The organism is Quadrisphaera setariae, from assembly GCF_008041935.1.
Taxonomy (GTDB): domain Bacteria; phylum Actinomycetota; class Actinomycetes; order Actinomycetales; family Quadrisphaeraceae; genus Quadrisphaera; species Quadrisphaera setariae.
Window position 1 is genome coordinate 26,006 of the sequence record NZ_VKAC01000012.1, and the last position, 21,719, is coordinate 47,724.

18 protein-coding genes are annotated in these 21,719 nt (G+C 74.3%); 7 read left to right on the top strand and 11 right to left on the bottom strand.

Translation table 11 applies throughout. The features are described 5' to 3' along the window. Nucleotides 1-30: 30 nt before the first annotated feature. Nucleotides 31-1,323, top strand: coding sequence for a family 4 glycosyl hydrolase (locus FMM08_RS18060; protein WP_147927921.1), 1,293 nt, complete (start codon nt 31-33; stop codon nt 1,321-1,323). Then, nucleotides 1,320-2,345, top strand: coding sequence for an N-acetylglucosamine kinase (locus FMM08_RS18065; RefSeq protein ID WP_187279839.1), 1,026 nt, complete (start codon nt 1,320-1,322; stop codon nt 2,343-2,345). The genes FMM08_RS18060 and FMM08_RS18065 overlap by 4 nt, the downstream gene beginning before the upstream one ends. Before the next feature lie 196 nt (nt 2,346-2,541). Here FMM08_RS18065 and FMM08_RS18070 read toward each other — a convergent pair whose 3' ends face one another. The 5 genes from FMM08_RS18070 to FMM08_RS18090 are packed head-to-tail and all read right to left on the bottom strand — an operon-like array spanning nt 2,542 to nt 8,820. Beyond that, entirely contained in the window at nt 2,542-3,102 is a 561-nt protein-coding gene (locus tag FMM08_RS18070) for a hypothetical protein (protein WP_147927786.1), read from the bottom strand. A gap of 11 nt (nt 3,103-3,113) precedes the next feature. After that, nucleotides 3,114-3,713 (bottom strand): hypothetical protein, encoded by a 600-nt coding sequence (locus tag FMM08_RS18075; protein WP_147927787.1) that lies wholly within the window; start codon nt 3,711-3,713, stop codon nt 3,114-3,116. 19 nt (nt 3,714-3,732) lie between these two features. Then, the gene (locus FMM08_RS18080) at nt 3,733-4,620 is read right to left on the bottom strand and encodes an SWIM zinc finger family protein (protein WP_147927788.1); all 888 of its coding nucleotides are present in this window, start codon (nt 4,618-4,620) and stop codon (nt 3,733-3,735) included. Then, on the bottom strand, nt 4,617-7,778 hold the full coding sequence (locus tag FMM08_RS18085; protein ID WP_187279840.1) for a DEAD/DEAH box helicase: 3,162 nt from the start codon (nt 7,776-7,778) through the stop codon (nt 4,617-4,619). Before FMM08_RS18085 ends, FMM08_RS18080 begins: the two co-directional genes overlap by 4 nt. A gap of 10 nt (nt 7,779-7,788) precedes the next feature. Beyond that, nucleotides 7,789-8,820 carry a GGDEF domain-containing protein gene (locus tag FMM08_RS18090; protein ID WP_147927790.1) on the bottom strand — a complete coding sequence of 344 codons (1,032 nt, stop codon included), beginning with the start codon at nt 8,818-8,820 and terminating at the stop codon, nt 7,789-7,791. A 166-nt stretch (nt 8,821-8,986) separates the two neighbouring features. Between FMM08_RS18090 and FMM08_RS18095 the strand changes: the two genes are divergently transcribed. Together FMM08_RS18095 and FMM08_RS18100 are read left to right on the top strand one after the other, a co-directional pair. Next, complete coding sequence (locus tag FMM08_RS18095; RefSeq protein ID WP_147927791.1) at nt 8,987-9,823, top strand: undecaprenyl-diphosphate phosphatase; 837 nt, start codon at nt 8,987-8,989, stop codon at nt 9,821-9,823. A 19-nt stretch (nt 9,824-9,842) separates the two neighbouring features. Further along, complete coding sequence (locus tag FMM08_RS18100; protein WP_187279841.1) at nt 9,843-11,072, top strand: M20 metallopeptidase family protein; 1,230 nt, start codon at nt 9,843-9,845, stop codon at nt 11,070-11,072. On the opposite strand, the gene FMM08_RS23165 is transcribed toward FMM08_RS18100, so the two are convergent. Continuing rightward, nucleotides 11,073-11,315 carry a hypothetical protein gene (locus FMM08_RS23165; protein WP_187279842.1) on the bottom strand — a complete coding sequence of 81 codons (243 nt, stop codon included), beginning with the start codon at nt 11,313-11,315 and terminating at the stop codon, nt 11,073-11,075. Between the two features lie 99 nt (nt 11,316-11,414). Here FMM08_RS23165 and FMM08_RS18105 point away from each other — a divergent pair, with 99 nt between their 5' ends. Then, the gene (locus FMM08_RS18105) at nt 11,415-12,458 is read left to right on the top strand and encodes an NAD(P)-dependent oxidoreductase (protein ID WP_187279843.1); all 1,044 of its coding nucleotides are present in this window, start codon (nt 11,415-11,417) and stop codon (nt 12,456-12,458) included. Nucleotides 12,459-12,550: 92 nt separating this feature from the next. Here the strand turns inward: FMM08_RS18105 and FMM08_RS18110 are convergent, their stop codons facing one another. From FMM08_RS18110 to FMM08_RS18120, 3 genes are read right to left on the bottom strand one after another with little or no spacing between them, the layout of a single operon-like run. Then, complete coding sequence (locus tag FMM08_RS18110) at nt 12,551-13,453, bottom strand: carbohydrate ABC transporter permease (protein ID WP_147927793.1); 903 nt, start codon at nt 13,451-13,453, stop codon at nt 12,551-12,553. A gap of 1 nt (nt 13,454) precedes the next feature. Beyond that, complete coding sequence (locus FMM08_RS18115) at nt 13,455-14,390, bottom strand: carbohydrate ABC transporter permease (protein WP_147927794.1); 936 nt, start codon at nt 14,388-14,390, stop codon at nt 13,455-13,457. Between the two features lie 12 nt (nt 14,391-14,402). After that, nucleotides 14,403-15,782, bottom strand: a complete 1,380-nt coding sequence (locus tag FMM08_RS18120; protein ID WP_255472557.1) for an extracellular solute-binding protein — start codon at nt 15,780-15,782, stop codon at nt 14,403-14,405. A 120-nt stretch (nt 15,783-15,902) separates the two neighbouring features. Between FMM08_RS18120 and FMM08_RS18125 the strand changes: the two genes are divergently transcribed. Next, nucleotides 15,903-17,939 carry a glycoside hydrolase family 2 protein gene (locus FMM08_RS18125; protein WP_222710927.1) on the top strand — a complete coding sequence of 679 codons (2,037 nt, stop codon included), beginning with the start codon at nt 15,903-15,905 and terminating at the stop codon, nt 17,937-17,939. Here the strand turns inward: FMM08_RS18125 and FMM08_RS18130 are convergent. After that, nucleotides 17,917-19,362, bottom strand: a complete 1,446-nt coding sequence (locus FMM08_RS18130) for a purine-cytosine permease family protein (RefSeq protein WP_147927923.1) — start codon at nt 19,360-19,362, stop codon at nt 17,917-17,919. The genes FMM08_RS18125 and FMM08_RS18130 overlap by 23 nt on opposite strands. Nucleotides 19,363-19,540: 178 nt before the next feature. Between FMM08_RS18130 and lexA the strand changes: the two genes are divergently transcribed. Then, on the top strand, nt 19,541-20,221 hold the full coding sequence (gene lexA / locus FMM08_RS18135; RefSeq protein WP_255472559.1) for a transcriptional repressor LexA: 681 nt from the start codon (nt 19,541-19,543) through the stop codon (nt 20,219-20,221). Here lexA and FMM08_RS18140 read toward each other — a convergent pair. Further along, nucleotides 20,218-21,684 carry an Nramp family divalent metal transporter gene (locus FMM08_RS18140; protein WP_147927798.1) on the bottom strand — a complete coding sequence of 489 codons (1,467 nt, stop codon included), beginning with the start codon at nt 21,682-21,684 and terminating at the stop codon, nt 20,218-20,220. The genes lexA and FMM08_RS18140 overlap by 4 nt on opposite strands. Nucleotides 21,685-21,719 lie beyond the last annotated feature (35 nt).

Sequence of the window (21,719 nt, forward strand, 5' to 3'; positions counted from 1 at the left end):
GCTGGGTGGTGTGCTGGGCGCGTGACAGGGTTGAAGGTGACCGTCGTCGGAGCCGGGTCCACGTACACCCCCGAGCTCGTCTCGGGCCTCGCCGCGCAGCGCGAGCACCTGCAGGTCGACGAGCTCGTGCTCTACGACGTGGACGGTGCGCGCCTGGAGGTGGTCGGCGGCCTGGCGCAGCGGATGCTCGCCGCCCAGGGGCTGGACGTCACCACCACGCTGACCACGGACCGCGGCCGGGCGCTCGACGGCGCCGACGCCGTGCTGCTGCAGCTGCGCGTCGGCGGGCAGGCCGCCCGCCTGGGCGACGAGACCTTCCCCGGCTCGTGCGACTGCGTCGGCCAGGAGACCACCGGCGCCGGCGGGGCGGCCAAGGCGCTGCGCACGGTGCCCGTCGTCCTGGAGATCGCCGAGGAGGTGCGCCGGCGCAGCGCGCCCGGGGCGTGGGTCGTCGACTTCACCAACCCCGTCGGCATCGTCACCCGCGCGCTGCTCGACCACGGGCACCGCGCCGTCGGCCTGTGCAACTACGCCATCGGCGTGCAGCGCTGGGCCGCGCGCCTGCTCGGCGTCTCCGTGACCGACCCCGAGCAGCTGCGCCGCGTGGCCGTCGACCCCGCCGGGCTGAACCACCTGTCGTGGACCCGGCGGGTGCTCCTCGACGGCGAGGACGTCCTGCCGCGCATCCTCACCGAGCACCTGGACGACGTCGTCGCCCAGTACCCCTTCCCGCCCGAGCTGGTGCGGCTCAGCGGCACCATCCCGTCGTACTACCTGCACTACTTCTACGAGCACGACCGCGTGGTCGCCCAGCAGCGCACCGAGCGGCCGCGTGCCGCTGTCGTCGCCGACCTCGAGGCCGAGCTGCTGCGCGCCTACGCCGACCCCTCGCTCGCCACCAAGCCGGCGGCGCTGGAAGGCCGCGGCGGGGCGTACTACTCCGAGGCCGCCGTCGACCTGCTCGCCTCCCTCCTGGGCGACCGGCCCGGCACCCACGTGGTGGACGTCCGCAACGCGCACGTGGTGGACGGACGGGTGCAGCCGGTGGTCGCCGGCCTGTCGGTGGACGACGTCGTGGAGGTGCCCTGCGAGGTCAGCTCGGCGGGCGGCGGGACGGTGCGGCCGCTGCCGCAGGCGCCGCTGGCCCCCGAGGCCCTCGGGCTGGTGCAGCACGTCACCGCCTACGAGCAGCTCATCGGCCGCGCAGCCGTCACGAGGGACGACGACGACGTGCGCCGCGCGCTGCTGGCGCACCCGCTCCTGGGCCAGTGGGACCTCGTCGAGCAGCTGCTGCCCGGCGTCACCCGCCGGGCCGGCTCGTGAGCCCGGGGCTGAGCGGCCTGCTGCTCGGGGTGGACGTCGGCGGCTCGAAGACCGCAGTCGCCGTCGCCGACGCCGGCGGGCGCGTGCTCTTCTCCGGCCGCGGGCCGGGCGGCTCCCCCGACGAGCTCACCGAGCGCGGCTGCCTCGACGTGGTCCAGGCGACCCTGACCGCTGCCGGAGCGCCGACCAGCGGGTACGCGGTGGCGGCGCTGGCCGTGGCGGGCGTGGACCAGCCCGACGAGGAGCAGGCCCTCGCGGCCGTGGCCCGCGAGCGCGGGCTCGTGGTCGGCCCGGACGAGGGCGGGGTGCTGTCGGTGGTGAACGACCTGTTCGCCGTGCTGCGCTCCGCCGCTGACACCGACGGGTCTGCGGGGGCTCGCGGTATCGCCGTCATCGCCGGCACGGGGACGAACGCCGTGGGGCTGGACGGCGAGGAGACGGTGCGCTTCCTGTCGCTGGGACCGGTCTCGGGCGACTGGGGCGGTGGCGCCGACCTGGGCGTGGCCGCGCTGGGTGCCGCCTGCCGGGAGGAGGACGGGCGGGGCCCGGCGACGGCGCTGACGGCCGCCGTGCGGCGGCAGTACGGGACGGCGAGCGCGCACGAGGCGGTGCTCGCGCTGCACCGGGGGCAGGCGGCGGCCGGTTCCGAGCGCCACCTGGCCCGGGCGGTGCTGGCCGCGGCCGACGCCGGGGACGCCGTGGCGGTGGAGCTGGTGCGCCGCCTGGCGCGCGAGGTGGCCGACTTCGCCGCCGCCTCGGCCGCCCGGCTGGGCCACCCGCTGCACGAGCTGCCGGTGGTGCTGGGCGGAGGGCTGCTGCACGCCCGGACGCCGCGGCTGACCGCCGAGGTGCGAGCGGCGCTGCTGCAGCGCGACCCCGCCGTCGCCGACAGCTCCATCCGCTACACGGACGTGCCACCGGTGGTCGGGTCGCTGCTGCTGGCCTTCGACGCGGCGGTGGCGAGCGGCTCGCTGCCTGCGAGCGCCCGCCCCTCTCCCGCGGTGCTGGCGACCCAGCTGTAGCCGGCCTCACGCGTCCCGCCGGACGTGCAGGAGTCCACCGACCCTGCTGCGCGGGCCCCCCGGCTGACGTCTGCATGCTGGGCGGAATGCTGTCGGCGCTGACGCCGTGACGCCCGACGGGCAGAAGTCGTTCTGGACGCCCGATCCGGTGCTGGCCGGGGACTTCTGCCCGTCCGGCGTCACACAGCGGGCACCGTCAGCGGCGCGCCGGGCCGCGGTGGAACGGGCCGTCGAGGTCCTCCCCCGGCTCGGGTCGGCGCGCAGCCGGTGACGTCCGGCGCACCGGCTCGGGCTCGGTCTTCGGGCGGGTGACCGCTGCCATCGCCTCGGTGACGTCGGCCGGCACCCCCACGAGCGAGAGGCGCGCACCACCGCTGAGCAGGGCTGCGGGGGCGTCCTCGAAGCGGCCGGCGGGCTCCACCGCGACGACGTCCTCCCACGCGACCGTGCGCAGGCGGAACGGGTGGGCGCGCACCGACAGCCCCGCCGGTCCGAGGCTGGTCCCCACCGGTCGGTGACCGCTGAAGACGTCCCACGCGAGGTAGATGAGCGCCCACGCCACCGGCCCCGCCAGACCGCCCCAGCCGTCGGAGCTCACGAGGTGGACGACCCACCGGACCGCGACGACGAGCCACACCACGACCAAGGCCCGCAGCACCCGCCTCGCCCGTGGACTCGACTCGACCGTGCGGTCGAGGACCCGGTAGGTGCCCTCCCAGCGGGCGTAGCGGCTCCAGCCGTCGGGGGCACCGGACACGGCGGGCACCGTCAGCGGCGCGCCGGGCCGCGGTGGAACGGGCCGTCGAGGTCCTCCCCCGGCTCGGGTCGGCGCGCAGCCGGTGACGTCCGGCGCACCGGCGCGGGCTCGGTCTTCGGGCGGGTGACCGCTGCCACCGCCTCGGCGACGTCGGCCGGCACCCCCACGAGCGGGAGTCGCGCACCACCGCTGAGCAGCGCCACCGGGTGCTCGTCGAAGCGGCCCGGGGGCTGGATCTCCACCACCTCACCCCAGGCGACGGTGCGCGTGCGCCACGGCTCCGACCGCACGGCCAGCTCCGCCGGGGTCACCCGCGTCTCGGGCGGCCAGACCAGCCAGACGGCGCCGAAGACGAGGAAGGCGTTCGCCGGGGAGGTCAGGACCTCGACCATCCCGAGCGGGTCCCACCGGACGAGGGCGACCACCAGCCTGACGACGAAGTTGACCGCCACCAGCACCACGAGGCCGGCCAGGGCGTGGAGGCCCAGGAGCCGCACCCCGTGGTGGCGCAGGGAGTCCCGGCGCACCGCGGTCCACGGGTCGATGCGGTAGGTGCCCTGCCACGGGGCGTACCGCTGTCCCGCCGTCGTGACGTCGTGATCGCCAGCCACGGCGGCATGGTGCACCCGCTCAGCGACCGCCACCAGCCACGGCGTCCAGCAGGGGCCGCAGACGGGCCACCACCGCGTCACCCGCGGGTCCGAGGAAGGAGGCGTCGAGGGCGTCCAGGGCGCTCGCGCCCGGGGGCACCGCCGGGTCGGGCGGCGGCGGGAGCGGGCGACCGCGCCAGAAGGACGCGTCCGCGGGCAGCGGCCCCCCGACCGCCGCCCGGCGCGCGGGAGCAGCACGGCCCCCTCCGTCGCCGACCTCGCCAGTGCCGCCGTCGCCGTCCAGAGCGGCTCGCCGCTCGGCGACCAGCGACAGCAACCCGTCGCGGTCCACCCCGCGCAGGCGCAGCACGGTGAAGGGGTCGTCGTCGAGGCGCTCGGCCAGGAGGTAGACCACAGCGGCGGCGTGCTTGCACGGCTCGACGAGGTCGGGGCAGGTGCAGCTGGTGCGCAGGTCGGAGAGCGAGCGCGGCAGCAGCACCAGCCCGGCGTCGAGGCACAGCTGCTCGAAGGCCTCCGGCAGCGTCCCGCCGAGCACCGCGGTGAGCACCGACGGGTCGGCGGCGAGGGCGTCGGCCAGCTCACCGCGGGTCTCGGCGTCCCAGGTGCCCAGGGTCAGCACCACGTCGTAGGGCCTGGAGCGGCTCCCCTGCACCGTGGCCAGGACGCGGCCCGCCGTCCGGGTGCCCGGCGTGCCGACGTCGAGGTGCACCACCTGCCCTGCGCGCGCGTAGGTCCGCCCCCGCGAGAGCCGGCCCGGCCCGGCGGCCTCCTCCACGGCGTCGGTGAACCGCCTCCCCCACCACGTGGTGGCGAAGGCGCCGCGCTTGGAGCGCGGCCTGATGCCGTCGGCGGGGATCCTGCTGCCGGGCGGCCAGCTCGAGTCCCAGGGCGTCTTCCCCACCGTCACTCCCCCACCGCCTCGGCGCCGAGGCGCACGAGGTCGTGCAGGTCCGACGTCGACAGCTCGGTCAGCCAGCCCGCACCGCCGTCAGCGGCGTCGGTGGACCTCACGACGGCGGAGGCGAGGTCGGCCTTGCGGGTCATCAGCTCGTCGACGCGCTCCTCGACCGTGCCCACGCAGACCAGCTTGCGCACCTGCACCTGCCTCGTCTGCCCGATGCGGAACGCCCGGTCGGTGGCCTGCGCCTCCACAGCGGGGTTCCACCACCTGTCGACGTGCACCACGTGGTTGGCCGCCACGAGGTTCAGGCCCGTCCCGCCGGCGCGCAGCGACAGCAGCATGATCGGGCTCGCGCCGTCGCCGTCGCCCTGGTCCTCAGGGCGGCCGGAGAAGCGCTGGACCATGGCGTCGCGGGCCTTCTTGGACACCCCGCCGTGCAGGTAGGGCACCTCGACCCCGTAGCGCTGCTCGAGGTGCGGCACCAGCAGCGCGCCCAGCTCGCGGTACTGCGTGAACAGCAGCGCCTTCTCGCCGTCGGCGACGACGGTGTCGAGCACGTCGTCGACCAGGGCGAGCTTGCCGGAGCGGTGCTGTCCGCGGCGCAGGAACGGGGAGCCGTCGGCCAGGAGCTGGGCGGGGTGGTTGCAGACCTGCTTGAGGCGGGTCAGCGTGGCCAGCACCAGGCCGCGGCGCTGCTCCTTGTTCTTCTGCTGCTCCGCCTCCCTGATCTTGGCGAGCATCTCGTCGACGACGGCCTTGTAGAGGGCCGCCTGCTCGGTGGTGAGGTTGGCGCGCACCACCAGCTCGAGCTTGGCGGGCAGGTCCGGGGCCACGCCGGGGTCGGTCTTGGTGCGCCGCAGCACCAGCGGCCGGGTCAGCGTGGTGAGCAGCGCGGTGGCCCGCTCGTCGCCGTGGCGCTCCACGGGCACGCTGAAGCGCTCGCGGAAGCGGGTGGCGCTGCCGAGCACGCCGGGGTTGGTGAAGTCGACGACGGCGTGCAGCTCGGCGAGGCGGTTCTCCACCGGGGTGCCCGTGAGGGCGATCTTCTGGGTGCGCCCTGCTGAACCGTCGGCGCCGGTGGGGAACGGTGGGCCCGCCACCTGGCGGACGGCGCGGGCGGCGCGCGTGCCGAGGTTCTTCACGTGCTGCGCCTCGTCGAGCGCCACGCGACGCCAGGCGACGGCGGCGAGGTCGTCGGCGTCTCGCGCGACCAGCGGGTAGGTGGTGAGCACGAGGTCCGTCCGCGCTGCTGCCTCCAGCAGGGCCTCACCGCGCAGCCGGTCCGGGCCGTGGTGGGTGTGCACCAGCAGGTCGGGTGCGAACCGGGCCGCCTCGCGCTCCCAGTTCCCCACCACCGACATCGGGCAGACCAGCAGCGTCGGCGCTGGCCGCCCCCCGGCGGTGCCGTCGGTGGCAGCTCGCTCCCGCTCGGACAGCAGCAGCGCCAGCAGCTGCACCGTCTTGCCCAGCCCCATGTCGTCGGCGAGCACGCCGCCCAGCCCGTGGGCGTCGAGGAACGCCATCCACGCCAGGCCCCGCTCCTGGTAGGGCCTCAGCTGCGCGTTGAGCCCGGAGGGCGTGGGGACGGGCTGCAGCGTCTGCTCCCCGCCGCCGGCGAGCAGGGCGCTGAGGGGCCCCTCACCCTCCAGGGACACCAGCGGCGCCGGCAGCGACCCGGACGCGAGCTGCCCGAGCAGCACCGCCAGCGGGGTGGCAGACCCCTGCGCGGCCTCCTGGTGCGCCGTCTTGCGCAGGAAGCGCAGCGACCTGGCGATCGCCTCGGCGTCGACCTGCACCCACCTCCCGCGCAGCTGCACCAGGGGGGCCCGCTGGGCGGCGAGCACCGCCAGCTCGGCCTCGTCGAGCTCGACGTCCCCGAGGACGACCTTCCAGTCGACCTCCACGAGGTCGGTCTTCGCCAGGCTCCCCGGGGCGCCGACCGCGGCGGGGACGTCGGAGGTGCCCTGCGGCGCGGGGCCCTCCCCGGGGCGGCGGGCCCGCACGGACAGCCCCACCTGCGGGCGCACCCACCGCCCCGGCAGGGCGACGGCGAAGCCGGCCTCCACCAGCGCCGGCACCCCGTCGGTGACGAGGTCCACCACCTGCTGGGCGGTGAGCTCGGCGTCGTCGTCGGGTGAGGCCCCCAGCTCCAGCAGGCCCGGGTGGACGGCCGCGGCGCGGCCGAGCTCGGCGACGGCGAAGGCCCAGGGGTCGAGGTCGCCGTCCCAGTCCTGCCCCCACTCACCGCTCACGCCGCGGCGGACCTCGGCCGCGGTGGCGACGGCGCTCGGGTCGTCCAGGGAGCGCAGGCGCACCTGCAGGGTCCACGGCTCGTCCTCACCCTCGGGCTCGGCGACGCGCAGCAGCAGCTCGGCGGGCTGCGTGGTGGCGCTGGCGCGCCACCGCTCGGTGCGGGCGGCCAGCTCCGCCAGGGCCCGCGCCGGGGCCTCGGGGCCGACGGGCTCACCGGTGCGCAGCGAGACGAGCCACGCCCCGACGGCGCCTCCGTCGACGTCTGCGAGCGCCTCTGGCGGCGGCAGAGCCGCCGCCAGCTGCGCGCCCACTGCGGCGGTGAGGTCGGCCACGACCGCGGTGACCAGCTCCTCGGCAGGGCGGCCGCTGCGCCCGTCGTCCTCGGCGCGGGCGGCCGGAGGTGCCGCGGCGGCAGCCGCGCTGCACCAGCGCCGCCACGTCCTGTCGACCAGGGGGTGCCAGCGGCCCCACCACTCGCCGTCGGACTGCTCCAGGCCGGGCACCAGAAGGCCCGCGCGGGCCCGCGCGTCGGCGGCCGCGGCGACCCCGGCCAGCCAGCGCAGGTCCTCACCGACCTCCAGCGGCCACGGCAGTCCGCCCGCGCCGGTGCCCGCCGCCAGGCCGTGCAGCTCCAGCAGCACCGGCAGCGCGCGGTCCGGGCCGAGGACCACCGCGGGCAGCCGCTGCAGGGACAGGCCCGCCCGGTCCCCGCGCGACGGCGGCTCCGGCAGCTGCAGCTCCACCGTGCCGCGAGCGCGCGCCACGAGGGCGTGCGCGAGGCGCGGCAGCGCCGCGGCCAGGGCCTCGCGCACGGCGTCGGCGTCAGGACCGGTCAGGGGCAGGCGCGCGGGCGGCTCGGCCCACAGGCAGAGGGCGCCGCGCCGCGCCCAGACGCCGTGGACCGCCAGCACCCGCCGGACTCTAGGCGGAGGCGGTGACAGCGCGGTCGCGGCCAGCGCGCTTGGCGGCGTACAGGGCCCCGTCGGCGCGGGCGTACAGGTCCTCGCTGGTGCGGCTGAGCACGTGGACGGGCGCCACCCCCACGCTGACGGACAGCGGGACGCGGGTCCCGTCCGACAGCACGAGGGGGGTGGTGCGGACGAGGTCGACCACGTCGTGCGCGCGACGGGTCGCGTCCTCGGGGGTGCAGCCGACCAGCAGCACCGCCAGCTCGTCGCCGCCCATGCGGGCGGCGAGGTCGTCACCGCGGCAGGCAGAGCGCAGGAGCGCGGCCACGTGCGTCAGCGCGGCGTCACCGCCGAGGTGGCCGTGGGTGTCGTTGACCGCCTTGAACCTGTCGAGGTCCACCAGGAGCAGGGCCCCGCGACCGGTCCCACCGCTGCCGCGCTGCGCTCGGGCGAGGCCCGCGGTGGCGGTGTCGAGGACGCGGCGGGTGGCCAGGCCCGTGAGGGGGTCGAGGTCCGCGAGCAGCCGCAGCCTGTGCAGGGCGCGCTCGTTCTGGGCGGCCGAGCGCCCGAGCACCGCGGAGACCAGCAGCAGCACCACGGTGACGTAGGTCGCGTCGACGGTGGCGAGACCTCTCGGCAGCAGGGTGAAGACCACCACGGCGACGCCCGCGGACGTCGCCGCGCACACCACTACCACCCCCACCGCGCGCAGGTGGGCTGCGGCGAAGACCACCGGCAGGATGAAGAAGACGATGCCCGTGATGCCGGCGTCGCCACTGCCCAGGTCGAGCGTGACGATCGCCGCCACCCCCAGCAGCGGCGCGAGCACCACCCACGGCGCGACCCGTTCCGCGGGCAGCCTCACCAGCACCGCCGCCGCCAGGACGACGACGACGAACGTGCCCATGGCACCCGCGCTGGTGCCGTCCGGGGAGGCGAGGGCCTGCACCACGAGGCTCGTGAGGCCGGCTGCGAGCAGCGCGGTGGCGGCCCACAGCTGCGCGGCGCGCGGGTTGCGCGCGCTCAGCGAGCGGAGGGGGGTCACACCCGGTGATCGGCACGGAGCCTGCCGTTCCTGAGCCTGTAGCACCGGTCCGGCCGGTCGTCAGGTCCGCGTCAGGTCCTCTCCCCTACCGTGGGTCACCGTGCCGGCAGGCGTCGACGGAGTCGCCGGGCCGCCGGCGGAGCCGTGGTGAGAGGGATCGTCTGACGTGGAGTGGTGGCACGCCGTCCTGCTGGGTGCTGTGGAGGGGGTCACGGAGTTCCTGCCGGTCTCCTCGACCGGGCACCTGACGATCATCGAGAAGCTGCTCGGGTACCAGATCGACAGCCCCGACATCACGGCCTTCACGGTGATCATCCAGTTCGGCGCGGTGTTCGCCACGATCCTCTACCTGCGCCGCGACATCTTCCGCCTCGTCGCGGCGTTCCTCGACGGGCTGCGCTACCCCCAGGCGCGGCACAACGCCGACTGGCGCCTGGCGATCGGCGTCATCGTGGGGTCCATCCCGATCGGCGTGGTCGGCCTGCTGTTCTCCGACGTCATCGAGACCACGCTGCGCAGCCTGTGGGTGGTGGGCATCGCCCTCATCGGGTGGAGCTTCATCATGCTCCTCGCGGACCGCACCGCCAAGCAGGACCGCCCCGAGTCGAGCGTGACCTGGAAGGACACGCTGCTCATCGGCACCGTGCAGTGCCTCGCGCTGATCCCCGGCATCTCGCGCTCGGGCGCCACCATGTCCATCGGCCTGGCGCTGCGCCTCGACCGCGTCACGGTGACGCGGCTGTCGTTCATGCTGTCGATCCCCGCGCTGACCGCGGCGAGCTTCTACCAGGGGTACAGCGCCTTCCCGCAGATCTCCGCCGGCGTCGGCTGGGGCCCCACGCTGCTGGCCACCGCGGTGAGCTTCGTGGTGGCCTACCTCACCGTCGACTGGCTGCTGAAGTTCATCGCGCGCCACAGCTACTCGGTGTTCATCGCCTACCGCATCGTGGCCGGGGCGGTGGTGCTGGCGCTGGTGGGCACCGGGGTCGTCGCCGCCACCTGAGGGTGGCACCGTGGGGCGGGTGAGCAGCCCGAAGGACCTCCTGGCCGACGCCGCCCGGCTCCTGCCCGACCTCGTCTCCCTGCGGCGCACCCTGCACGCCGCCCCCGAGGTGGGCCTGCAGCTGCCGCGCACCCAGGCGACCGTGCTCGAGGCGCTGGCAGGCCTGGGGCTCGAGGTGAGCACCGGACCGGTCGGCAGCGCGACCACCGGCGTGGTGGCGGTCCTGCGGGGCGGTGCCGCGCCGTCCGGCGGCAGCGCGACGGGCCGCCCGACGGTGCTGCTGCGGGGCGACATGGACGCCCTCCCCGTCGTCGAGACCAACGACCTCCCGTACGCCTCCACCAACGGCGCCATGCACGCCTGCGGCCACGACCTGCACGTGGCGGGCCTCGTGGGCGCCGCGCGGCTGCTGGCCGCCCGCCGGGACGAGATCGCCGGTGACGTCGTGCTCATGTTCCAGCCGGGCGAGGAGGGCTTCGGCGGTGCGAAGATCATGATCGACGAGGGAGTGCTCGCCGCGTCCGGCGCGCTCCCGGTCGCCGCGTACGGCGTGCACGTGGCACCCGGTCCGCGCGGCGTGTTCAGCACGCGCCCGGGGCCGCTCATGGCCGGCTCCAACCAGCTGCACATCACCGTGAACGGCGCCGGCGGCCACGGCTCGCGGCCCTACGTGGCGCTCGACCCGGTGCCGGCGCTGGCCGAGGTCGTCACCGCGCTGCACACGATGGTCACCCGCCGCTTCGACGTCCACGACCCCGTGGTGCTCTCGGTGACGCAGCTGTCCGCGGGCGAGGCGCTCAACGTCATCCCGCCGTCTGCGACCCTCGGCGCCACGGTCCGGACCCTGTCAGCGGCCTCGGTGGAGAAGCTGCGCGTGGAGACCGTGCGGGTGGCCCAGGGGATCGCCGCAGCGCACGGGTGCACCGCTGAGGTGTCCTTCGAGGTGCAGTACCCGGTCACCGTCAACGACGCGGGCGCCGCGGCCACCGCCCTCGAGGTCGTCGACGGGCTGCTGGGTGAAGGCCGCGGCACCGAGATGCCCGTGCCGCTCATGGGCTCGGAGGACTTCAGCTTCGTGCTGGAGCGGGTCCCGGGCGCGTTCCTCTTCCTCGGCGCGAGCCCTGACGGCGTCGACCCGGCGACGGCGGCGTGGAACCACTCCCCGCTGGTGCTCTTCGACGACGCGGTGCTGGGCGACCAGGCCGCCGCGCTGGCGGCGATGGCCCTGCACCACCTCGCAGCGAGCTGATCAGCCGGCCGGTCGACGAGCGGAGCGGAACCCCTCGACGGCGCCGTTCCAGGCGCCGCTGAGGGTGCTGCCCACCACGGACACGACCTGGTCGACCAGCTCCAGCGAGCGTGCCTCGACGCCCGAGGTGTCGAGGCCGGGCACCTGCACCTGGGGCAGGGCGTAGGCGAGGAGGACGACGACGACGGCCGCGAGCACGAGCAGCGTGAACGCGGTGTGCGTGAGGGATCGGACGGCGCGCACGGGGACCTCCTGCAGACGGGACCGGTGGGACGAAAGGGGCGTTCCCGCCCATTCCACACCCCCCACCTGAAGATCGCCTGGAGCGGACAGGATGGCCTCGTGCACGTCGTCGTCATCGACCCGAACCTGCCCGCCGTCGCCGCCGAGCTCGAGGCCGCCCTCGACGCAGCCGCGCCCGGAGCCCGGGTCTCCTGGCACCCCCGGTTCGACAAGCAGGCGGTCGCCCGGGACCTCCCCGGCGCCGAGGTGCTCGTGGCCAGCCGCTACACCGCGTCGCTGGTGCCGCTGAGCTCGTCCCTGCGGCTGCTGCAGTGCCCAGCCGCCGGCCTGGACGCCATCGACACCGGCGCGCTGCCCGCCGGGGTGCTGCTGGCCAACACCGGCCACCACGAGCGCAGCATCGCCGAGCACGTGCTGGCCGGCGTCGTCGTCCTGAGGCGGCGGGTGAGGGAGCAGGACGTCGCGCTGCGCGAGCGCGGCGAGTGGGCGTCCTCCACGTTCGACGCCTCGCTCCCCCTGGCGCGCGGGCTGGACGGCGCCCGGGTGGGCTTCGTGGGGTTCGGGGCCATCGGGCGCGCCTGCTGGGCGCCGTTCGCGGCGCTCGGCGCGGTGGGCGCGGCGGTCACGGGCAGCGGCCGGCTCGACGCCGGAGCGCACGGGCTGGCGTGGGCCGGCGGGGTGGACGAGCCGGGGCACCTGGACCGGCTCGTCGGCGAGTCCGACGTCGTCGTCCTCTCAGCGCCGCTGACGCCGGCGACGACGGGGCTCGTCGACGACCGGCTGCTGTCGCTCGCGCCGCCCGGGGCGGTGCTGGTCAACGTGGGGCGCGGGCCGCTGGTCGACGAGGACGCCCTCTTCGAGGCTCTGGCCTCCGGGCGCCTGGGTGGTGCGGTGCTGGACGTGTGGTGGCGCTACCCCGGTGGTGGCGCGGCGGGCGGCTCGGCCGGTTCCGCGAGCGGGTCGGCGGGGCCGGTGGTGGGTGCTCCGGGGACGCGGGAGTGGGGGGCGCTGGCGAACGTGGTGGCCTCGCCGCACTCCTCGAGCATCACCCGGCAGACGCTGCTGGCGCGCGTGGCGGACGTCGTGGAGAACGTCCGCCGGCTGACCACGGGTGAGCCGCTGGTCAACACCATCCCTCGCTGAGGAGCCGCCCTCGCCGCGATCATGCAGAAGACCCGCACCCTGGAGCTCGGGGTGCGGGCCTCCTGCATGATCAGTTCACCAGTGGCTGGCGGTCAGCCCTTGAGGCCGGTGCCGGCGACGCCCTCGATGATGCGGCGCTGGAAGATGAGGAACAGCACCACCAGCGGCAGCGCACCGAGGATGGCGCTGGCCTGGATGTCGGCGTAGCGCTGCCCGAAGGAGCCCTGCACCGTGGCCAGACCGACGGGGATGGTCATGAGCTCGGGGTTGGAGACCACGAACAGCGGCAGGATGAGGTTGTTCCAGACCCCGACGAAGGTCACGATCGCCATGGCGGCGATGACCGGCTTGCTCAGCGGCATCACCACCTGCCGGTAGATGCGCCAGTACCCGGCGCCGTCGATGCGGGCGGCCTCCTCCAGCTCCTTGGGCAGCCCGTCGAAGAACTGCTTGAAGACGAAGACGGCGATGACGGCGGGCACCTGCGGGAAGATCACGGCCCAGTAGGTGTTGAGCAGGCTCGCGGCGTCGAGCATCTGGAAGATCGGCACCACGAGCACCTGCGGCGGGACCATGATGCCCAGCAGCATCAGCAGGAAGACGAGGTTGCGGCCCCTGAAGCGCAGCCGGGACAGCGCGTAGCCCGCCATCGACGCGAACAGCACCGTCAGCACCGTGGTGACGGCCGAGGTGAGGAAGCTGGACAGGTACCAGTTCCAGATGTCACCGCTGGCCAGGAGCGTGGTGTAGCTGGCCAGGGTGGGGCTGGTGCTGGCGATGACCTCGCCGGCGCCGAGCGCCGCGGTGGCGTTGCTCGACAGCGACGCCTTCAGGGCGTACAGGCTCGGGATGAGCCAGATGACGGCGAACACCACGAGCACCACCGTGGTGACGATGGTGAACGTGCGGGTGGAGTCCTTGCCCGGCGCGGGCGGCCGGACGGCGGCGGGAGCGGCGGCGGAGACGCCGTTGCGGGCGGTGGTGGGGGTGGCCATCTCAGGCGCTCCTCTCCGAGCGGCGCTCCATCAGCTGGCGGGCCACGGCGATGACGATGATGACGATGAAGAGCAGCACCGAGGCCGCGGAGGCCGCACCGATGCGGTTGTCGGTGAAGCCGACGTTGGCGATGAGGGTGAGCGCCACCTGCGTGGAGATGCCCGGGCCGCCCTGGGTCATGAGGTAGACCTGGTCGAAGATCTTCAGCGAGGCGATGATCTGCAGGAGCACCAAGAGGGTGGTGGTGCGGCCCAGCAGCGGGATGGTGATGAACCGGATCTGCTGCCAGGGGGTGGCGCCGTCGGTGGCGGCCGCCTCGTACAGCTCCCGCGGGATGTCCTGCAGACCGGCCAGGTACAGCACGAAGTTGAAGCCGATGGTCCACCAGATCGTCGCGATGGCGATGCCGACCATGGCCAGCGACGGGTCGGCCAGGACGGCCGTGGGCGACAGGCCCACCAGCTGCTCCAGCCACGGCCACAGGCCGGTGTCCGGGGTGAAGATGTAGACCCAGATCAGGGAGATCGTGGCCGACGGCAGCACGTAGGGAAGGAAGAACGCCAGCCGGAAGAACCACTGGCCGCGCTGCACGCGGTTGGCGAGCACCGCGATGACGAAGCTCAGCACCACCAGCGGCGGGGTGGTGTAGATCGTGAACTGCAACGTGTGCCACATCGAGGACCAGAAGTCCTCGCGGCCGAACATCTCCGCGTAGTTGGCGAACCCGGCGAAGCTGCCCAGTCCGCCCTGCACGAGGGAGGTGTTGAAGAAGCTGGAGACGATCATGTAGATCGTCGGGGCGATGAGGAACAGCAGGTAGAAGAACGCGAACGGGGCGACGAACAGCCACCCCGCCTTCGCGTCGGTGCGGCGGGCGCGCGGGGCCTGCTGCGGCGTGGTCGCCGAGGGTGCCGGCGCGGCGGTGATCGAGGTCATCGTCGGCTCCTGTCAGGCGTTGGCGGTCGTGCCCGCGACGGGGCTGGGGGTCTCCAGGTAGGTGCGCAGCTGCACCTTGATCGCGTCGAGCGCCTGCTGCGGGGTGGCCAGCTGCTGCTGCACCAGGCCGATCTGCGACCCCACGGTGTTCTCGAACGTCGAGCCCGAGCCGGAGTACCAGCCCGGCGGGTCGTACTTGGCGATCTCGGCGGCGGCGGCGTAGTCCGCCTGCGGCTCCAGCGCCTTGTACTCGGCGGACTCCAGCGTGGCGGTGAGCGCCGGCACGTGGCCGCCCTGCGCCCAGGTCAGCGACTGGTCGAGCAGGGACTTCACGAAGCCCATCGCCAGCTCCTTCTGGGCGTCCGTGCGGTCCATCTTCGGGAGGATGAACGTGTGGGAGTCGCCCTGGGCGGCCGGCACGTCGAAGATCTGCGGGATCGGCACCATGCCGAACTCGAAGCCCTCCACGGACTGCGCGGTGGTGATCTCCCACTCGCCCTGGGTCTGGAAGCCGACCTTGCCGGTGTACAGCTGCGTGCCGGCGCCGGCGTAGTCGACGGTGGGGGTGAGCAGGCCGCGCTTGGCGAGGTCGCCGATGTAGGCCATCGTCGCCAGCGCCAGCTCCTCGTTGACGGTGAGCTCCTGCCCGTCGTCGCCGAGGAAGTCGGTGGCGCCGTCCATCTGCCAGTACAGGGTCTGGAAGAGGCGCCAGGAGCCGGAGGTGTCGCCGACGTTGGAGGCCGACCACGCGGCGCCGCCGGTGACGCCGGCGATGGCGGTCAGCGCCGCCTCGAAGGCGTCCTTGCCCTGGATTGGCGCGAGCTTGCCGTTCCCGTCCAGCAGCCCGGCCTGCTGGCAGACCTGCTTGTTGAAGAACAGCACGTAGGGGTGGGTGTCGAGCGGGATCGTGTAGTAGCTGCTCCCCACCTTGCCGGCCTCCCACACGGACTTCGTGAAGGAGGAGCTCGACAGCCCGGCGAGGCCGAGCAGGTCCTCGGTGATGGGCTCGAGCAGCCCGGCCTGGGCGAGGATCGTGGCACGGGTGGCGTGGGCCACGGCGACGTCCGGCGGCTTGTTGCCCAGCGTGGCCAGCACGACCTTGGTGTAGTACGGGTTGCCCCACGCGAAGGTGGCGGCGGTGAGGGAGTCCGGGGAGCCCTGCTGCTTGCGGTACTCCTCGAGCATCGTCTGCAGGCGGGCGCCGTCGCCGCCGCCGAACAGGTTCCAGAACGTGACCGAGTCGGGGTTGAGCGGGGTGCCCGCCACCCCCGCGGCCAGCGGTGAGCCGCAGCCGGACAGGCCACCGGCCAGCCCCATGGCTCCCAGCCCCGCGAGTCCCCCGGCCAGCACCTTCCGCCGGCTGGGGTGCTGCTCAGGCAGCCTCCGCGACATCGCAGACATCATCGACCTCCTCGTCGTGCGCTGGCCCGGAGTCTGCAGGGTCCGCCCATGATTTGCAACGATGGAAACGCAGGGGTGGCGCCGCCGCGGCGGCGTGGCACACTCCGGCCCGTGGCAGAGACGGCACCGCTCCCCCGCGCCAGCACGCAGCCCGGGGAGCACCCCCGCCCGCAGCTCCTGCGGCAGCACTGGACCGACCTGGGCGGCACGTGGCAGCTGGGCCTCGTGCCCGCGGGAACCCCCGCGCCGAAGGGCCTGTGGCGGGGCGCCAGCAGCGAGGACCTGGCCGACAGGACGGGCTTCGACCGCGACGTCGTCGTCCCCTACCCGCCGGAGAGCACCGCCTCCGGCGTCGGCGAGCAGGGCCCGTTCGCCGAGCTCTGGTACCGCCGCGGCCTGCGGCTGCGCGACGTCGCCGGCGCCGACGCGCTGGCGGCCGACGGGTCGGGGGCGCGGCTGGTGCTGCGCTTCGGCGCCGTCGACCACAGCGCTCGGGTCTGGTTCGACGGGCACCTCGTGGCCGAGCACACCGGCGGGCAGACGCCGTTCTCCGCCGACGTCACCGAGCTCCTGACCCCCACCGGCGCCGGGTCTGGCCTGGACCTCGACCGCGAGCACGTGGTCGTCGTCCGCGCCGTCGACGACGCCCGCGACCCCGAGCTGCCCCGCGGGAAGCAGGACTGGCACGACGCCCCGCACGCCATCTGGTACCGCCGCACCTCCGGCATCTGGCAGACGGTGTGGGCCGAGGTGGTGCCGGCCGTGAGCATCGAGCACCTCACCTGGACCACCGACCTCGTCGGCGCCACCGTGCACCTCGTCGCGGAGCTGTCGAGCACCCCGCTGGAGCCGGCCAGCCTCGCCGTCCGCCTCTCCCTCGGAGCTCACGACGATGACGAGCGCGTGCTCGCCGAGGCCGTCGTCGCCGTGCCCGGCCACGCCGAGCGCGGGGGCCCTCGTGTGGAGGTGGCCCTCGCGGTGCCGCTGCTGCGGCACGGGCAGGAGCGCGAGGCGCTGCTGTGGAGCCCGGAGCACCCGCACCTCGTCGACGCGCAGGTGCGGCTGCTCGCTGGTGGCCCTGCCTCGCCGGCCGGTCCTGGTGCCGAGCTCGACGCGGTGGCCAGCTACCTCGGGATGCGCTCGGTGGAGGTGGGCGCCGGGCAGCTGCTGCTCAACGGCACGCCCCACACGCTGCGCTCGGTGCTCGACCAGGGCTGGTGGCCCGACACCCACCTCGCCGCCAGCGCCGAGCGCCTGCGCAGCGAGGCGCAGCTGCTGGCCGACCTGGGCTTCGACTCGGTGCGGATCCACCAGAAGGTGGAGGACCCGCGCTTCCTGCACTGGTGCGACCGGCTCGGCATCACGGTGTGGGCCGAGACCGCCAACGCCTACGCGTACACGGCGCGGGCGGTGTCGCTGCTCACGGCGGAGTGGCTGGAGGCGGTCCGCCGCGACGCGAGCCACCCGAGCGTCGTCGCGTGGGTGCCGCTCAACGAGTCCTGGGGCGTGCAGGACGTCGCCTCCAGCGCCGGTCAGCGCTCGTACGCGACGGCGCTCGCCGCTCTCACGCGTGCGCTCGACCCGACCCGACCCGTCATCAGCAACGACGGGTGGGAGCACACCGACTCCGACCTGTGGACCGTCCACGACTACACCGACTCGGGCGAGGTGCTCGCGGCCCGGTACGGCTCGCCGGAGGCGGCCGCGGCGCTGGTGGGCGTGCCCTCGCCGTCGTCGTCCTCGGCCCGCGTGACCGCCAACGGGCGGCGCCTGCGGGTGGCCGGGGGCGCTCGGAGCTCCGACCTGGCCGACGTCGAGCGCCCGCTGGTGCTCAGCGAGTTCGGCGGGGTGCGCTTCACCCCTGCCGCCGACGACGCTGACGGGGACTCCTCAGCGCCCGAGGGCGCGACGTGGGGGTACTCCACCGCCTCCGACGCCGACGACTACGCCCGGCGCCTGGGCGACCTGCTCGGCGCCGCGAACGCGTGCGTGGAGGCGGGCGGCCTGGTCGGGTGGTGCTACACGCAGCTGGCCGACACCCTGCAGGAGGCGAACGGCCTGGTCACCGAGGACCGCACCCCCAAGCTGCCGCTGGATCGGCTGCGCGCGCTCGTCACCGGCGAGGTCAGCGACCCGTCCGCCGGGTGAGCGCTCCGGTCCGCAGGGTCCTCTTGGCGGACGGCGTGAGCAGCAGCTGCCCCACGAAGCCGATCGCCAGCGCGGCGAGCACGCCGAGGTTGGCGAAGGTCCAGTCGCCGCTCTTCCCGCCCAGGCCGAGCGGGCCCAGCAGGTAGCCCTGCCACCCGAGCCAGGTGGCGCTGGTGTTGACGACCAGCCCCCACCCGACGGCGGTCGCGGCCAGCAGCAGCACCACCGGGCCCCAGCGCACGGACCCGTACTGGCCCGCGGGGTCGAACAGCGCGACGTCGTCGTAGGCGCCGGAGCGGCGGACGAGGTCGGCGATGGCAGCACCCGCCCACGCGGCGATCGGCACGCCGAGGGTGATGAGGAAGCCCTGGAAGGGGGTGAGGAAGTCCTCGGAGACGAACACGACGTAGACCGCGCCGGCCACCATCAGCGCCCCGTCGACCAACGCCGCCACCCAGCGCGGGGCGGGCAGGCCGAGGGAGAGCAGGGCCAGTCCGGAGGAGTAGATGTCCAGCACGGCGCCGCCCACCAGCGAGAGCACCGCGACCACCGCGAACGGCACGAGGAACCAGGTGGGCAGGCCCGTGGCCAGGGCACCGATCGGGTCGGTGCTGGCGCCGTCGTAGAACTCCGGCGAGGAGGCCGCCAGCAGCACCCCGAAGCCCAGCAGCACCAGGGGTGCAGTCGCGCCGCCGAACGTCGTCCACCACACCACCCCGGGGCGCGAGGAGTGCCGGGGCAGGTAGCGGGAGTAGTCGCCCGCGGCGTTGACCCACCCCAGCCCGAACAGGGTCATGCTGAACACGGTGGCGCCGAGCAGCGCCTGCCAGGTGCCGTTCGGGGCCGCGGTGACGGCGCCCCAGTCGAGGCGCCCGGCCGTCAGCGCGAGGAAGACAACGGTCAGCACGCCGGTCACCCACGTGATGACGGCCTGCAACTTCATGATCGCCTCGAAGCCGAGGACACCGGCGCCCACGACCAGCAGGACGACGACGACGAGCGCGACCGCCTTGGTGACCGTCCCGCCGCCCCAGCCCAGCGTCGTGAACACGGTGGCGGTGGCCAGCGCCGCGAGCGAGACGAGGACCGTCTCCCAGCCGACGGTGAGCAGCCAGCTGATGGCCGAGGGGAGCCTGTTGCCGCGCACGCCGTAGGCGGCGCGCGAGACGACCATCGTCGGGGCCGAGGCGCGGGTGCCGCCCAGGGCCACGAGCCCGCACAGGAGGAACGACGCGACGATCCCCACCACCCCGGCGAGCAGCGCCTGCCACCAGCTGACGCCGAAGCCGAGCACGAAGGCCCCGTTGGCGATGCCGAAGACGGAGACGTTGGCGGCGAACCAGGGCCAGAAGAGGCTCGAGGGCCTGCCGCGCCGCTCGGACTCGTCGATGACGTTGAGGCCGTTGACCTCGACGCGCGACAGCGACGGCGGCCCGGGGGTCGCGGTGGTCGGCGAGGTGGTCGACGAGGCGGACGACCCGGGGGGCAGCACGACGGAACAGTACGGGGAGCAGCGCGGGAGCAGCAGGGCCCGCCTCCTCGTCGTCCGCCGCGTCGAACGCGTGTTTGAGATCGCGTGCTCGATCCACTACCCTGCGTGCGTGGCGACGACGGCCCCGAAGGGCACCTCCGGTCGAGCTGACGACCTCACCAGCCGGCAGCGAGCCGTGCTCGACACGATCCGCGAGTCGGTCACCAGCCGCGGCTACCCGCCGAGCATGCGGGAGATCGGCAAGGTCGTCGGGCTGCACAGCCCCAGCAGCGTCGCGCACCAGCTGGTGACGCTCGAGCGCAAGGGCTACCTGCGCCGCGACCCGAACCGCCCGCGCGCCATCGAGGTGGTCGACCCCGGCCGCACCGCGGGCCGCGGCGCCGCGGCAGCCGTCCCCGCGGTCCCGGAGAGCGAGGAGACCGCCTTCGTGCCGCTGGTCGGGCGCATCGCCGCCGGCGCACCGCTGCTCGCCGAGCAGGAGGTGGAGGACGTCTTCGCCCTGCCGCGCCAGCTGGTGGGCGAGGGCGAGCTGTTCACCCTGCGCGTCGTGGGCGACTCCATGGTCGACGCCGCCATCTGCGACGGCGACTACGTGGTGGTCCGCCGCCAGCCCGTCGCCGAGAACGGCGAGGTGGTCGCCGCCATGATCGACGGCGAGGCGACGGTCAAGGTGCTGCAGCGCCGCGGCGGCGGCGTTCAGCTGCTGCCCCGCAACGCCGCCTACTCCCCCATCGACGGCACCGAGGCCACCATCCTCGGCCGCGTCGTCACGGTGCTGCGCTCGCTCTAGCCGAACAGCTTGGGGAGCTGCTGGCCGAGGGTCAGCACCGTCGCCGTGCCGTAGATGAGGATCGCGAGCACCAGCAGCGCCAGCCGCACGCCCCTGACGCGCAGCGGCGCCGGGAGCAGCTTGCGGTTGGTGGCGATGAGCAGCGCCGAGTAGATCGTCATCATGAGGCCGCCGACGGTGGCGGAGACGACGACGAGCGCGATCGGCTGGTCGAAGCCGATCAGCAGCACCACGGCGCCGATGGCCACCAGGCCCCAGGTGAGCCAGAAGTAGATGCGGCTCTCGTCGGCGCTCTTGAGGTAGCTGGTCTTCAGCACGTCCGCTGCCATGCGGCTCGTGTAGTCGGTGATGCCCAGGGCAGCGCCGAACAGCGAGAACGCGCCGATGATCCAGAAGAAGACACCGAACCAGGTGCCGACGGCCTCGGCCAGCTGCTCGCCCTCGACCCGCACGAACTGGATGTCGTTCGGCAGGTCCTCCAGGCCGAAGACGGTGGAGTAGGCGAGCAGCGAGGTGAAGAAGATCGACACCACGGTGATGGCGACGAACGTGCTCAGCTGCTCGACGTTGGCGAAGCGCCACCAGCCGCGCCAGCGCCGCAGGTTCTCCTCGCCCTCGGGCCCCTCGGTGCGGAAGACGTAGCCGGTGCTCGGCACCGCCTCCGGCTCACCCGTCACCGGGCTCTGCAACCGCGGCACGTAGTGGCCCATGCCGAAGCCCTTGTCGCGGATCCAGTTGGACTGCACGAGGTTCTGCCCGCCACCGGCACCAGCGAAGATCATCGCGCCGAAGAGGGTGGCGAAGCCCAGCTCCGCAGCCGGGAAGCGCGCCTCGGTGACGATGGTCGGCACGTCGCGCCAGGCGGTCGCGGTGATGGCGGCGAAGGCCCCCACCACGAGCAGGAGCATCACCGCCGCCACCTTGACCATCTGGATCTTCTCCAGCGCCACGTACACCACGGGAGCCAGGGTGAGGATCAGTCCGATCGCCACCAGCAGCCCGATGGCGATGAACCGCGGCGTCCCCCCGGTGAGGAAGCTGATGAGCGTCGCCGAGCTCGTGGCCCACCCGGGCCAGAGGTTGGCGCCGTAGGTGAGGATCGCGAACACCAGGCCCCAGTGCGGCCAGAACCTGCTGAACCCGGTCACCGCCGTCTCGCCGGTGGCCAGGGCGTACCGCTCGATCTCCATGGTCACGAAGTACTGCGTGACCACGCCGACCAGCGCCGCCCACACGAAGACCAGCCCCACCTGGGAGGCGATGAACGGGAACAGCACGAACTCGCCGCTGGACAGGCCGACGCCCGCGGCGATGATCCCCGGCCCGATGAGCGGCAGCCACCGCGACGGCGGTTTCGGGAGCTCGCGGACCTCCGGGACGGCGAGCTTCGAGCCGCGGAACGGGTCGAGGACTGAGGTCGCACTGGGCGGTCGGTGACCGGCCGCGTCGTCGCGGGTGGACATGCCCGCCACCGTGGCGCAGGTCGCGCCTCCGCGCG